Raw genomic sequence first — 13,776 nt, forward strand, 5'->3', positions numbered from 1 at the left:
TAAATATATATTAATTTTAAATCCTTAACAATAACTCATCCTCGGATTTTCACAGAAATATTTTCTGTTCAGAAAGAAAAGTTTAGCTCATCAGCAGAAGGTCTGAAATTGAAATGCATTGCTGCTGTAAAATAGTCACAGAACACCTGATGAACTGCAGAATGAACATCTGTTGCCCGGATTCCCAGCTGTGTATAAACAGTAAGAATTTGATGGGATAATTTTTGAACCAGCTCTACTCCATATTGATGAATCTCATGTTGCTGATCTTCAGAAATCTCTTTGTGAGCACCGAGGATATTTTCTACATCTCTGCCAATGGTTAATACCTTTTCTAAATGCTTTTCAACAGATTCTGCAAATCTTTTGAAATTGATCTCAGGACGAATATATTCCGCTTCTTCTATAAAATGAGAAGCCATCCCCAGATAATTCACCAAAAGTGTCAAATCCGCAAAAATCCGGAATGGAATGCTATCCAGAGTATCATTCGTGAAAAAAGTATCATACACAAAACTGTAATCTTCGCTTACGATAACATTCTCAATGATAAAAGAATAGGTACCGCTGGCTTTCATTCCCATAGATTTCCAGTTGGGGATCATTTCAGCCTGCTCTTTCGGAACGATGAATGAGTGAATGATCTCATTGCCGTCTTTATCTGTTAGGGGTATTCCGTTTTCCGTCATCTTGGCATTCAATGTAAGATGGGTCAGATGAGGTGCTCCTGTTGCAAAATTCCATAAACCATTAATCAGATAGGTATTTTCTTCTTGTTTTTCTGCCGTACCGCCAACCATTCCGCTTCCGCCAAAGCAGGTTTTAGAATGGGTAAACAGTAATTGAGCAACTTCAGGTTTGATATTTCTGGAAAAATAATTAGCTCCGGCACAAAGCGTCAGCATCCAGCCAAAACTTCCATCGGTTTCAGCCCAGTCAAATAATGCTTTAAGACCTTCTTCAAAACGATAGCCTAAGCCACCATATTTTTTCGGTACCCAGATCTTAAGGAATCCTTCTTCATGAATATGTTGCAACACTTTATCAGAAATTACAGAAACTCCATGAAGTTCCTGTCTGATGTCTTTAGTACTCAGCATTAGCTTTGGATTTTATGATTTTTTGCCATTCTATATATCCTGAAATTGCCACTAAAAACAAAAACGACGTTAAAACAGCATAGAGATATAATTCTTTATGAATCATCAAAGGGATGGAAATAATATTACTTACGTTAAGTATCACCCAGTTTTCAATTTTCCGCCTCGCCATAAGCCACATTCCTGCCCAGGCAAAAGCACTTACTAAGGAATCCCAAACGGGAACATCCGAATCTGTAAAATGAGTAAGAAAGAACCAAAATAAACTAAAGGTTCCAAGAACAATTCCTCCGGTAATCCACTTTTCAGAAACAGAGGTCACAGAGATTTGCATTTCAGATTTCTGTTTCCCGAATTTCCAGTACAGCCATCCGTAGATGCTCATAATCAGATAATAAAGATTTAAGGTAAATTCAGCATAAAGCCTGGAAATAAGCATCACATACAACGTAAGCAAAATACCTGCAATTCCGAAAAGGTAGTTGTTGACATTGTTTTTACGGGCCAGTAAGACCTGAATCACTGAAAATAAGACTCCGAACCATTCCGGTAAGGTAATTTGTTTTAAAATGTCCTGCATCATATTAATTTTAGAAATCAAATGATGAGATGATAAGTAAGCAATCCCTACGCCGGCATTATCCGGATCAGGTGTGGAAATACATTCCTGGGTATCATCTCAGCCACTGTTATCTGTAGCACCCCATTGTTGGAGGCAAAGGTGCAGCTTTTTTGTGGAAAAAGAAAGGACTTCAGGCTTTTAATTTGAAATAGAATATTTCAAATTATCCATTACTACACTTCCCGAACCAAACGGAACGTAAGATTAATACGTTCCTTCATAGAAGTCACAGATTTAGCGATCCGATGTTCCCAATGTTCCTGCAAATCTCCTTTCATAATCAGCAATGAACCATGAGGAAGTGGCAGGCTGTATTTACTCTGGTGATGATCCTTTTTCCGGAAATCAAAATTCCTTGTCTGTCCTAAGCTTAAAGATGCTATTACCGGACGGCTGCCGTATCTGCTTTCTTTATCCCGATGCCAGGCAACAGAGTCATTATGATCCCGGTAAAGATTAAGCAATACAGAATTGAACTGATAGCCAAATGTTTCTTCTATTTTTTGTTTTAAAGAAAGCAGTTCGGGAGTCCAGAGGTTATTCTCCACTTCACCATTTCCTAATGGATAATCCGTTTTCGGATCACCATACCAGGCGGTTAAGCGTGGGGTCAGAACCGTTTTATCATACATTTTCTGGGTACGTTGTTTCCACGGAGCTGTTTCAAACAAGTGATTTTTAAGGCAGTCCGCTTCATCCTTGCTCAGGAAATGCTCTCTGTATTCCAAAAGATCTTTTGGAAATTCGTACAAATCTTCTGAATCAAACAAACTGAGCTGGGTCATTTTTTTATTTTTTAATAAGAGAAAAGTTTATACTATTGAAGTAATAAATTGATACAAATAATATCTGCAAATATATAAATAATGATACAAAATAAATCAAATCCTAAACACCATTAGAAAAAACTACATCCTGTTAGATTTTTAGATGAAGTAGATCATTATTTTTATTCGTTAAAAACAATCCTCTCTTTTGCATAATTCACTTTTATAACAAATTGTAAATTAAATATCTGAAATAATTAATACATCCAAAAAAACGAGTAATAATGCATTATATGCACACAATAGAATGTCACTTCGTCAAGATTTAATACTTAATTCAAAAATAATTATCCATCTTTGCAGCCTTAAAATCAAACACGCTAGTTTATTTCATGAGCATTACTTTTAAAAAGCGACTAATTATAGCGCTTGTATTACCTACGGCTGCCATATATTATGGGCAAAGTACGAAGGATTCTTTAGAGAAATCTAAATCTATTGATGAGGTTATGTTGGTAGGTAGAAACCTTTCCCAAACAGCCAAAGAGAGAAAAACACCTGTTGCGGTTTCCAACATTAAAGCAGCAGAGATTCAGGAGAAACTGGGAAACAGAGAATTCCCTGAAATTATGAAGTCTACTCCATCCGTTTATGTGACCAAAGTAGGTGGAGGATTCGGAGACAGCAGAATTAACATGAGAGGTTTCGACGGGGCTAACATTGCAGTAATCATCAACGGACAGCCGGTGAATGACATGCAGGGAGGTACCGTTTACTGGTCCAACTGGACTGGATTGGCTGACATTGCCAGCAATATTCAGATCCAGAGAGGGTTGGGAGCTTCTAAATTTGTAGTTCCATCTGTAGGAGGAACGATCAATATTGTAACCAAAGCTACGGATTCTGAGCAGAAAGCAATGGTTAAAGGAGAAGTTGGAAATGATAACTACTCCAGAATATCAGCAATGTACTCTTCAGGATTAAAAAACAAATGGGGAACAACCGTATTGCTTTCCCGCTGGCAAGGTGACGGATACATCAATGGAACAAAAGGAGAAGGTTACTCATGGTTTTTCTCAACAGGATTTAAGCCTAATGAAAAGCATGCGTTCAATTTAATCGCTACCGGAGCTCCTCAGGTACACGATACAAGAAGATCTTCTGCAACCGGAGCCAATGTGGCAACACTGCAGCAATTTGAAACTTACGGAAGAAGATACAATCCACAAACAGGAATGCTGAATGGTTCTCAATTCAATTTAGCACCTAACTTCTATCATAAGCCAATTGCATCCCTGAACTGGGACTGGACAATGAATGACAACCTGAAACTCTCTACAGTTCTTTATGGTTCATGGGGACGTGGCGGCGGAGGTACCGGACTTAACGGTTCTATCAAAAACGCAGCCGGACAAACCATGAATTTCATGAATTATGGAGCAGGTGGAGATGGTACGATCAACTGGGATATGATTTATCGTTATAACAGAGGTGGTATGGTAACAGATTATAATGGAAATAGCTTCCAGAAATCAACCTTCACTGCACCTGCAGGCTCTCCTACTGATTATAACGGACAATATGTAGCGACTCTGAACGGAACCAATGGAATCGTAAGAAAACAGAGTATCAATGCTCATGACTGGTATGGAGTAATTGCAGACCTTAATTACAAAAAAAATAACTGGACTTTCAACGGAGGGATTGATCTTAAAACATACAAAGGAGCTTTGTATGACATTGTAACAGATATGTTAGGATCAGATGCATTGTATGTTCCTAATACTGCCAATGCACCAAAAGGATATTTTATCAATCAGACTGTAAAACCTGAACCTCTTACGAAACTTAAAGATGCTCAGAAAGTATCTATTCACAACGAAGGTTTGGTAAAATGGGCTGGTATCTATGGAATGGTTGAATACAGCTCTGAAAAGCTAAGTGCTTCTGTTCAGGGATCCGTTTCCGAGCAGTACTACAAGAGAGTGGATTATATGTTGTATACACCAGGAAACCAGGAAACAAAATGGTATCACAAAACAGGATATATCGTAAAAGGAGGTGCCAACTATAATATAGATGATCACCACAATGTATTTTTCAATACCGGGGTTATTTCAAGACAGCCATTATTCAACGCTTTGTTCCCTTCAAACCAGAATATCTATAATGATGCTAAGAATGAAAGAATCTTTTCTGTGGAATTAGGATATGGTTTCAAATCGCGTTATATCGATGTGAACATCAATGCTTACAGAACGCAGTGGGATGACAGATTTATTTCAAGAACATTCAATGCTACGGCAGCAGATGTGGCAAAATTCTCTCAGTTAAGCCTTGGAAATGCTTATTTCTATAATGCATTGAATGTAGGACAGGTACACCAGGGAATCGAATTGGAAGCAAAGGCAAGACCTTTTACTAACCTTAGATTAAGAGGAATGGTATCATTGGGTAACTGGAAATATAAAGGAAACGCTAACTTCAACATTCTGGATGTTCAAACCAACCAGGAAATAGCAGGAGCTACAGGAGTGATCAATATCAAAGACCTGAAAGTTGGAGATGCTGCTCAAACAACAGCGAGCATCGGAGCAGATTACAATATCACCAAAGCATTCAGTATTGATGCTAACTGGGAATATTATGACAAGCTTTATGCTCAGTTCAACCCGATCAACTTCCTTACCGAAGCGGCAAGAGAAAAAGGAATTGTAAAATTGCCTAGCTATCATTTATTTGATGTAGGGGCTTCTTACAAATTCACACTTGATGCGAAAAAATCTTTAACATTGAGAGCTAACGTGTACAACTTATTCAACAAATATTATATTTCTGAATTGAGCTCCAATATTTTTGCAGGTGACAAAATTGCCAATGGTCCGGATGCCGGAAAAACGTATCAGGAAGCTGGCAGAGTATATCAGGGTGTTGCAGACGGTAATACAGGATTCCTTGGTTTTGGAAGAACCTGGTCTGTTGCAGCAACTTTAAGATTCTAAAACAGATCATTCCAAGAATGAATTAAATAAACCCCGCCAAATCTTGGCGGGGTTTATATTATATGACTATTTTAAAGAAATAAATAATACATTAGACAAGGCAAATAATTAAAATCACTTAACTCTTTTCAAATGGATCACGAAACGACGGATTATATAATCAACTATTTCAGTAACCTAATGACTAAACATGAAAAGTTGGCCCTAAAACATCAAATGTCTTCTTTCAAAAGTAATGAAAATCCAAAATTCGGAAAGATAATGATAGATAAAGGCTGGATAAGTTCCGATCCTGAAATCATAAATCTATTAAAAAATGGTTATGAGGTCTTTAAGCAAAACATTATAACGCGTATAATGACTGAAACTCCTGAAAAAGTTTTTTTTAATAATTGTCCGAAATGCAACAAACTTGCCCGTACTCCACATGCAAAACAATGCAGATACTGTAGTTATAACTGGCATCATTTAGCTGTTGCCCAATTTAAGCTTAACGATGCTTTACAAATTACAGGAAGAAAATTTTTCTTAACAGGACAAATTATAGAAGGAGAAATCAAAGAAGGGCAGCTGATAGATCTGAGAATACTTGGTCTTAATAAAAAAGTCAAAATTGAGTCTATTGAATTTGTTCTTAAACGCCAGGATGGAATAGCCTGGGAAGATATTGCTCTTGGAACAAATGAATTAACAGAACAAGACAAAGAATATCTAAAAAGTATACATCCTTTCAAAAAAACACTTGATATCATTATAGAATAAAAAACAGCTATACCCGAGGTACAGCTGTTTTTTATATAACAATAATTTTTTACTTTGAACTCTTCACCTGCAATGCCCTCTGATAAAAAGACTGACTTGCAATTTTATCCTCTGCTTCATCAATAGCTGCCAGCAGATTATTCTTATTATCGGTAATATCTCCCAGAATCTGTGACATCAGCTCCCATACAGGTTTCATTTTTTCAATAAGTGTCTGGCCTTTTGAAGTCAGTTTAAACAGTCTTTTGCGCTCATCCTGTATGTCTTTCTCCCATTGTATCAGCTCCAGTTTTTCGAGTTCTTTGAGCAGGGTTATAGTGGATGGATGTGTGTACCCTATTTCATTGGCAATTTCGACAACGCTTGCAATTTCTTTTTTATAAATCGTAAAGATGACCGGAAACCATTTGAGCTCAAAATCAATTCCGAATGCTTTATAGATCAATGCTCCATCTTTTCTCAATTGTTCACTGAGGCGGTGCAGTCTGGTGGATATGGCAAGAATTCCTGCTTCGTTGATTACATTCATATTCAGTCAATATTTAAATGATAAAAAATATCATCAGCACTCATTAAAGGGAATTTTACAGGAAGATTTCCTTTTTCAATCTTCACAAAGTGATTCCTTTCGTAGAAACGCTGTGCAGCTTTCAGAACCGTTATGGTTCCCAAATATAAATCATCAATTCTGTTTTCGCGGCAGAAAGAAATTAAAACTTCCAATAACTCCTGGGCAATGTTCAGTTCTTTTCCTCTAAATTCTTTTTTAACAAACATTTTTCTGATCGCTCCTGCCCTTTCATCAAACTTAACCAATGCAATGGAACCTACCAGTTCACCTTCCACAAAAGCTCCCCAAAAGTTACCTCCTGCTTCCGTGTAAAAACTTTCAATCTGCAAAAGATCAGGTTGATCCTGGATCGTAATCGGAATATTAAACTCCTTCTGCTGAATCGTCAAAATCAGGTCTATAGCCTGTTCCGAATAAGAATTTCCTATGGGTTGTATCTGCAATTTCATAGTGATTGAATTTTAAAGTACAAAACTACGTAGTTGAATACATAAATGCAAGTTGATTTTATATTTTAAAGAATTTTAACATACAAATTAATTAAACCCTAATATCTTAATGTCTAAACGTACAATAAAAAGCGTATGCCATTACTGACATACGCTTTTGTTTTATAATATAATAAAAACAGTTATTTCCAGCCTCCGCCTAAAGCCTGATAAAGCTCTACAGCTGCTTTCATTTTACTGTATCGTGCATTGGAAATATTAAGTTCCGCATTCAATGAATTCACGCTTGCATTCAATACTTCAAGATAGTTGGCCATACCGTAGTTCACCAATTCCTGGGAATAGTCGACAGATTTTTTATAGGCATCCAGCTCTTTTTGTTTTAATTCAATAAATGAGTCCTGTACAGAGAAAACCCTGATGGCATCTGAAACTTCTTTTCCGGCAGTAAGAACTGTCTTTCTGAAGTTCAGATAAGCAGTTTCCTGAGCAGCAAGACTTACATCATAGTTTGTTTTGATCTGTCTTTTGTTCAAAATGGGCTGAGCCAGTCCTGCTACTACATTCGCAAATAATGAATTCACACTGAATAAGTGATCAATATCCACAGACTGAAGTCCTCCGCTGCCTGTCAATTTTAAAGTTGGGTAAAACTGAGCTTTAGCAGCATTCGTCAGTTCAAAAGCATTCATTAAGCTGTATTCCGCTCTCATTACATCCGGACGGTTAGCCAGAAGCTGAGTGGGATATCCCAATTTTAAATCAATTGGAAGATTCTGTCCTTCCAGTGTAGATCTTTCAATAGAATGAGAAGATTCTCCCATTAAAAGACTCATGGTATTTTCAAGAAGCTGGATCTGTGTATCAATATCAATCAATAATGATTTGGCATTGAAAACAAGAGCCTCACTCTGCTGTACCGCTACTTCAGTAACTGTTCCTGAAGTTTTTAAAGCCTTTGTAGCTTCTAAGTTTTTCTCTCTTACAGCAATGGTTTCCGTAATAATTCTCTTCTGCGCATCAAAAGTTAGCAATTGATAATAAGCAGAAGCAATGGAAGATACCAGACTGCTTTTAACAGCTTTATGAGCAGCAACAGTTCCTAAATATGTGGCTATCTGTGCTTTTTCCTGTGCCCTTAATTTTCCCCAGATATCTGCTTCCCATCCGATACTTGCCGTAATGTCAAATTGGTTTACATAACGTCTTTCTCCAATGATCTGCCCAAATTGGGTGTTGATAGACTGAGTCTGGAAGGTATAGTTAGGTCCTATAGAAAGTGTCGGCTGATAGGCAGCTTTACTTTGTTTCAGATAAGCTTCTGCAGAATTGATGCTTTGCAGTGCGATTCTGATATCAAGGTTGTTTTCCAACGCTTTAGAAATATGCCCCTGCAGTATCGGATCTGTGAATATTTCTTTCCATGAAATATTGGCGATGCTGGCACTGTCTGAAGGAAGCATATCTGTACGAAATAGTTTTTCGTCTACCACATTCTTCGGTCTTTCATATTCTTTTCTTGCCATACATGATGAGATGGCTCCGAGTATGAAAACTGAAAAAGTGATTCCTTTTATGATGTTTAATAAGCTCTTCATTATTTTTAATTAGAAGTTAGAGTTTAGAAGTTAGAAGTTAGCTTTAGACTCGTCTCAAATTTCTAACTTCTAATTTCTTAAATCTTAATTTTATTCTGCTAAACTGATATCTTCTTTTTTGATAGGTTTAATTTTCTCCTGCAATGTTTCAAAAATCACATACAGAACCGGAATCACGAATAATCCCAAAACAGTTCCTATCAATAGTCCGATTGCCGCTCCCGTAGCGATAGATCTGTTACCTACTGCTCCAATTCCACTTGCAAGAACTAACGGCAATAAACCGAAAATAAAGGCGAACGATGTCATTAGGATAGGTCTCACTCTGGCTTTCGCTGCATTAATGGCTGACATTACAATTGTTTCTCCATGATGTCTTCTCTGAACAGCAAATTCGACAATAAGGATCGCATTTTTCGCCAGCAATCCCACGAGCATGATCAGGGCAATCTGGAAGTAAATATTATTCTCCAATCCCATAATCTTCTGCCCGAAATAAGCTCCCATTACCCCAAGAGGAAGAGAAATAACAACAATCAGCGGAAGAATATAACTTTCATACTGTGCAGAAAGGATAAAATAAACGAAGATCAAACTTAGCCCAAAAATCAGAAGGGTTTGAGATCCTGAGTTTAATTCTTCTCTGGTTAACCCTGTAAATTCTACTGCATAGTTTTGATTCAGGGTTTCATCGGCCACCTGCTGTACGGCAGTAATTGCATCCCCGGAACTGTATCCGTCAGAGTTTGCCCCTGTCACTTTCACGGAAGTAAACAGGTTATAACGGCTTACAGATTGTGGTCCATATGCTTTTGTCAATGTTACAAACTGTGAGATCGGAGACATGATACCTGATCCTGTTCTGACATAAAGCTGATTCAGATTTTCGATGTTTTTTCTGTTTTCAGGAAGAGCCTGAACCATAACCCTGAACTGTTTTCCATACTTGGTAAAGTCGGCAGTATAAATACCTCCAATATACCCCTGCATGGTAGCCAGAATATCATTTACAGAAACCCCAAGCTGTTTGCTCAGCGGAACATTAATTTCCATCTGATACTGAGGATATTTAGTATTGAATGAAGTCTGTGCAAACTGAATTTCCGGTCTCTGCATCAGCTTCCCGATGAATTCATTGGTTTTAGCATCCAGATCTGCATATTCTCCACCTGACTTGTCCAGCAATACCATTTCAAAACCTGCACTGTTACCAAATCCTGGTACACTTGGCGGTTGGAAGAATACCACTTTGGCATCAGGAACAGATCCTACAATTCCAAATAATTTTTTGGTAATATCTTCAGAAGTCTGTCCGTCTTTTTTTCTTTCTTCGAATGGTTTTAGTTTCACAAAGGCAAGACCGTTGTTACTTCCGTTTCCGGATAAGAATCCTCTACCCGTAGAAATTGTTACATTCTGTACCCCCGGAACTTTCAATGCTTTTGCCTGAAGTGTTTTCAAAGCATTATACGTTCTTTCCATAGAAGCCCCCGGAGGAAGCTGAACATCTGTAAAGATAATCCCTCTGTCTTCTGTAGGTACAAAACCTTTCTTCATAGTGCTGCTTGCCCAGAATAAGATTCCTCCGGTAACAGCAAAAATAATTAAGGTAACCCATTTATGTCTTAACAAGAATACAAATCCTCTTCCGTAACGCTCAGTAGTTGTTTTAAAAGCAATATTAAACTTATAGAAAAACTTCTGTAGCAGATTTAAATTTTTATACTCTTTATGATGCTCTGCATGAGGTTTCAGGAATAGCGAACATAAAACCGGACTCAGGGTTAATGCATTAATCGCAGAAATAATGATTGCTATAATCAGCGTAATACCAAACTGTTGGTAGAATACCCCTGTAGGCCCCGTAATGAACGTCACCGGAATAAATACTGCAGCCATTACCAACGTAATAGAAATAATAGCTCCTGTAATCTCATCCATTGCTTCTACTGTCGCTTTTTTAGCATCTGAAATACCATGTTCCATCTTGGCATGAACAGCCTCGACGACGACGATGGCATCATCCACTACAATACCAATCGCCAGTACCAATGCAAAAAGGGTTAACAAGTTTAGTGAATATCCGAAAAGATTCAGGAAGAAGAACGCCCCTACAATAGATACCGGAACCGCGATGGCCGGGATCAGCGTAGATCTGAAGTCCTGAAGGAAAATATATACTACAATAAATACCAGAATGAAGGCTTCGATCAGGGTGTGTACTACCTTTTCAATAGAAGCTTCCAGGAATTCGTTGGTATCAAAGTTGAAAGTATACTTTACGCCCTTTGGAAAAGTTCCTTCGGCTGATTTCAGATAGGTTTTGATATTTTTAATAATCTCCTGTGCGTTGGATCCCGGAGTCTGGAAGATCCCCATACTGATGGAAGGATTGTTTCCGTTCTCCCCGATTCCTGTATAAGACTGTCCTGCCAGTTCTACTTTAGCAACATCTTTCAGCATCAGATTTTGTCCGTTTGCCAGAGATTTAATGATAATATTATCATACTGTTCTTTATCGTTGAATTTACCTACATATTTGATGATATATTCAAAAGAACTACCGCTATTCTGTCCAATAGAACCTGCAGCAGCTTCTCTACTCTGCTCATTGATGGCATTGGTAACATCTGTAGGAGTTACACTGTAGGCAGCCATTTTTGCAGGATCCAGCCAGATTCTCATGGAATAGTTTTTACCACCGAAAACGTTGGCATCCCCTACACCATTTACCCTTTTCAGGTTTGGAATAATATTGATATTCAAAAAGTTCTGAAGGTATACGTCATCCAAATCTTTATTTTCAGAATAGAAAGACATATACATCAGGGCACTGGTCTGCTGTTTCTGGGTTACAACCCCTGAACGCGTTACTTCAGACGGCAAAAGAGGTGTTGCTCTGGCTACACGGTTCTGTACGTTTACCGCTGCAATATCCGGATCTATTCCCTGTTTGAAGAAAACCTGGATCTGAGCAGAACCATCGTTCCCGGCGCTGGAAGTGATATAATCCATACCTTCCACCCCATTAATCTGCTCTTCCAAAGGTACTACTACACTTTTCATCACCGTCTCAGCATTGGCTCCCGTATAGTTTGCGGAAACACTTACCGTAGGTGGTGCAATATCCGGATACTGTGTAACCGGTAACGAGATCAGTCCTAACACACCGAGAATCACAATCAAGATTGAGATTACGGTAGATAAAACCGGTCTGTTAATAAAGTTTTTTATCATTAGAATTTCGGTTTTATTGATTGAACAAGACTATCCATTTTGATTGGCTTTGGTTTCACTGCTGTTCCCGGTTTCAAACCTCCGATACCAGCGGCAATAACTTTTTCACCTCTATTAACTCCTGATTTGATAAGCGCTAAATTGTCGATTCTGTCAATAACATTTACAACAACATTTCTGACCGTATCTCCTTTTTCTACTTTATATACGTAAACAATACCCTGTTGCTCGTAAGTAGCACTTTCAGGTACAACAAGAACATTATCATAATGCTGAGGGAATCTGATGGTTCCACTGTTACCATTACTTAATAATTTCTGCGCATTCGAGAAAGCAACTCTGAACTGGATGGTCCCCGTTGTAGGATCAATCTGACCGGTAATAGCTTCTATTTTTCCTTTTTCAGGATAAAGACTTCCATTGGCCAGCTGAAGCTCAACCATTGGTAAGTTTTTGATTTTTTCAGGCATAGAAGCTCCCGGAGATTTTTCAAGGAAATCAAAATATTCTTTTTCATTCATTGCAAAGTAAGCATAGATCCCAGACGTATCAGAAATCGTCGTCAGAGGTGTCTGATCAGACGGTCCTACCAAGCTTCCTACTTTCAACGGCAGCCTCCCGATCACCCCTGAAATAGGAGCACGAATGATGGAATATTCGATATTGGCTTCTACTCCTTTGTAATTGGCTTGTGCCTGTCTTTTGGAAGCATTGGCCTGTTGTAGCTGGGCTTGAGCCTGTGCCAGCTGAGCTTGTGCAGTCTGCAGCTGTACATTACTGATGATATTTTTCTGAACCAAAGGTTTTAGTTTATTTACTTCAACCTGAGCAGCATTTACAGAAGCCTGAGCAGCGGCAACACTGGATTCAGCAGCACCTATTCCTGCTTTGGAAGCGGCCGCATTTTCGTTCAGGATATTGGTTTCCAAACGGAACAAAGGCTGTCCTTTTGTAACATATTGTCCTTCATCTACCAATACCTGGGTAATATATCCCTGTATTTTTGCACGTACATCATTGTTTACCCTACCCTGAATGGTAGCCGGAAACGTCTGATAACCCACTATATTTTTTGACTCCACGGAAACAACAGGATACGGCTTGGCACCATCCTGTTTCGGAGCTTCTTTTTTGCAGGCTGTCAGTGAAAGCGCTGCAATGGAAAGTATAACTAGCTTATTATTCATTTTATAGTTTATTAAGAGATTCCTGTATATTTTCTATGTTTTTGTTTAAGAGTGCTTTGTAAACTTCTATTCTTTCATTGTATCCATCGTCTTTACTTTTTTTAAAATTGTTTAAATCATCTAATAGTTTCAGTTCGTCCTGCATTTTCTGGACAATTTTCTCGAATCGTATTTTTTTGTATTCATCATTGATGAAAAAATACCGCTTACGCTCATCCATTTTGTTACGGTCAACAATAAGCTGAGCATTTAACAATAATGAAATACTGGTAGAAACGGAACTTTTGCTCGCAGAGAGCACTTCAACAAATTCGTCAAAAGTAATTCCTACTTTCTCATAGTCAAAAAGAAGGTAGGAATAGATTTTTGATGCTAAAGGGGGTAAGTTGAACACAATGCCATAAAATCTTACGGCATCCTGAAATATTTTCTCATCAATTTCTATACTTTGGTGCATATATAAAAATTTGAACAAAAGTAA

General features: G+C 38.0%; 11 protein-coding genes and 1 riboswitch. Of the genes, 2 read left to right on the top strand and 9 right to left on the bottom strand.

Features of this window, described 5'->3' with window-relative positions; genetic code table 11:
* Positions 1–68: 68 nt before the first annotated feature.
* The 3 genes from SFA27_RS12010 to SFA27_RS12020 all read right to left on the bottom strand — a co-directional run bounded on the left by SFA27_RS12010 (position 69) and on the right by SFA27_RS12020 (position 2,507).
* Complete coding sequence (locus tag SFA27_RS12010) at positions 69–1,100, bottom strand: hypothetical protein (RefSeq protein WP_407292229.1); 1,032 nt, start codon at positions 1,098–1,100, stop codon at positions 69–71.
* Entirely contained in the window at positions 1,087–1,683 is a 597-nt protein-coding gene (gene pnuC, locus SFA27_RS12015) for a nicotinamide riboside transporter PnuC (protein WP_407292231.1), read from the bottom strand. The genes SFA27_RS12010 and pnuC overlap by 14 nt, the downstream gene beginning before the upstream one ends.
* 24 nt (positions 1,684–1,707) lie before the next feature.
* A riboswitch (TPP riboswitch) is annotated at positions 1,708–1,816 on the bottom strand.
* Positions 1,817–1,895: 79 nt separating this feature from the next.
* Positions 1,896–2,507, bottom strand: a complete 612-nt coding sequence (locus tag SFA27_RS12020) for an alpha-ketoglutarate-dependent dioxygenase AlkB (protein WP_264518038.1) — start codon at positions 2,505–2,507, stop codon at positions 1,896–1,898.
* A 374-nt stretch (positions 2,508–2,881) separates the two neighbouring features.
* Here SFA27_RS12020 and SFA27_RS12025 point away from each other — a divergent pair, with 374 nt between their 5' ends.
* Both SFA27_RS12025 and SFA27_RS12030 read left to right on the top strand, forming a co-directional pair.
* Entirely contained in the window at positions 2,882–5,491 is a 2,610-nt protein-coding gene (locus SFA27_RS12025) for a TonB-dependent receptor (RefSeq protein WP_407292234.1), read from the top strand.
* A 132-nt stretch (positions 5,492–5,623) separates the two neighbouring features.
* A complete protein-coding gene (locus SFA27_RS12030) occupies positions 5,624–6,253 on the top strand; it encodes a hypothetical protein (RefSeq protein WP_407292237.1) in 630 nt (209 codons plus the stop codon).
* A gap of 49 nt (positions 6,254–6,302) precedes the next feature.
* Here SFA27_RS12030 and SFA27_RS12035 read toward each other — a convergent pair whose 3' ends face one another.
* The 6 genes from SFA27_RS12035 to SFA27_RS12060 all read right to left on the bottom strand — a co-directional run bounded on the left by SFA27_RS12035 (position 6,303) and on the right by SFA27_RS12060 (position 13,752).
* A complete protein-coding gene (locus SFA27_RS12035) occupies positions 6,303–6,782 on the bottom strand; it encodes a MarR family winged helix-turn-helix transcriptional regulator (protein ID WP_407292239.1) in 480 nt (159 codons plus the stop codon).
* A 2-nt stretch (positions 6,783–6,784) separates the two neighbouring features.
* Positions 6,785–7,273 (bottom strand): GNAT family N-acetyltransferase, encoded by a 489-nt coding sequence (locus SFA27_RS12040; protein ID WP_047375078.1) that lies wholly within the window; start codon positions 7,271–7,273, stop codon positions 6,785–6,787.
* 182 nt (positions 7,274–7,455) lie between these two features.
* Positions 7,456–8,871 (bottom strand): efflux transporter outer membrane subunit, encoded by a 1,416-nt coding sequence (locus SFA27_RS12045; protein WP_052184588.1) that lies wholly within the window; start codon positions 8,869–8,871, stop codon positions 7,456–7,458.
* Between the two features lie 90 nt (positions 8,872–8,961).
* Complete coding sequence (locus tag SFA27_RS12050; protein ID WP_047375079.1) at positions 8,962–12,108, bottom strand: efflux RND transporter permease subunit; 3,147 nt, start codon at positions 12,106–12,108, stop codon at positions 8,962–8,964.
* Positions 12,108–13,295, bottom strand: coding sequence for an efflux RND transporter periplasmic adaptor subunit (locus SFA27_RS12055; RefSeq protein WP_407292244.1), 1,188 nt, complete (start codon positions 13,293–13,295; stop codon positions 12,108–12,110). The genes SFA27_RS12050 and SFA27_RS12055 overlap by 1 nt, the downstream gene beginning before the upstream one ends.
* Before the next feature lies 1 nt (position 13,296).
* A complete protein-coding gene (locus tag SFA27_RS12060) occupies positions 13,297–13,752 on the bottom strand; it encodes a transcriptional regulator (RefSeq protein ID WP_047375082.1) in 456 nt (151 codons plus the stop codon).
* Between the last annotated feature and the right edge of the window lie 24 nt (positions 13,753–13,776).

Source organism: Chryseobacterium sp. HR92 (genome assembly GCF_045689405.1).
In the GTDB taxonomy this organism is placed as follows: domain Bacteria; phylum Bacteroidota; class Bacteroidia; order Flavobacteriales; family Weeksellaceae; genus Chryseobacterium; species Chryseobacterium viscerum_A.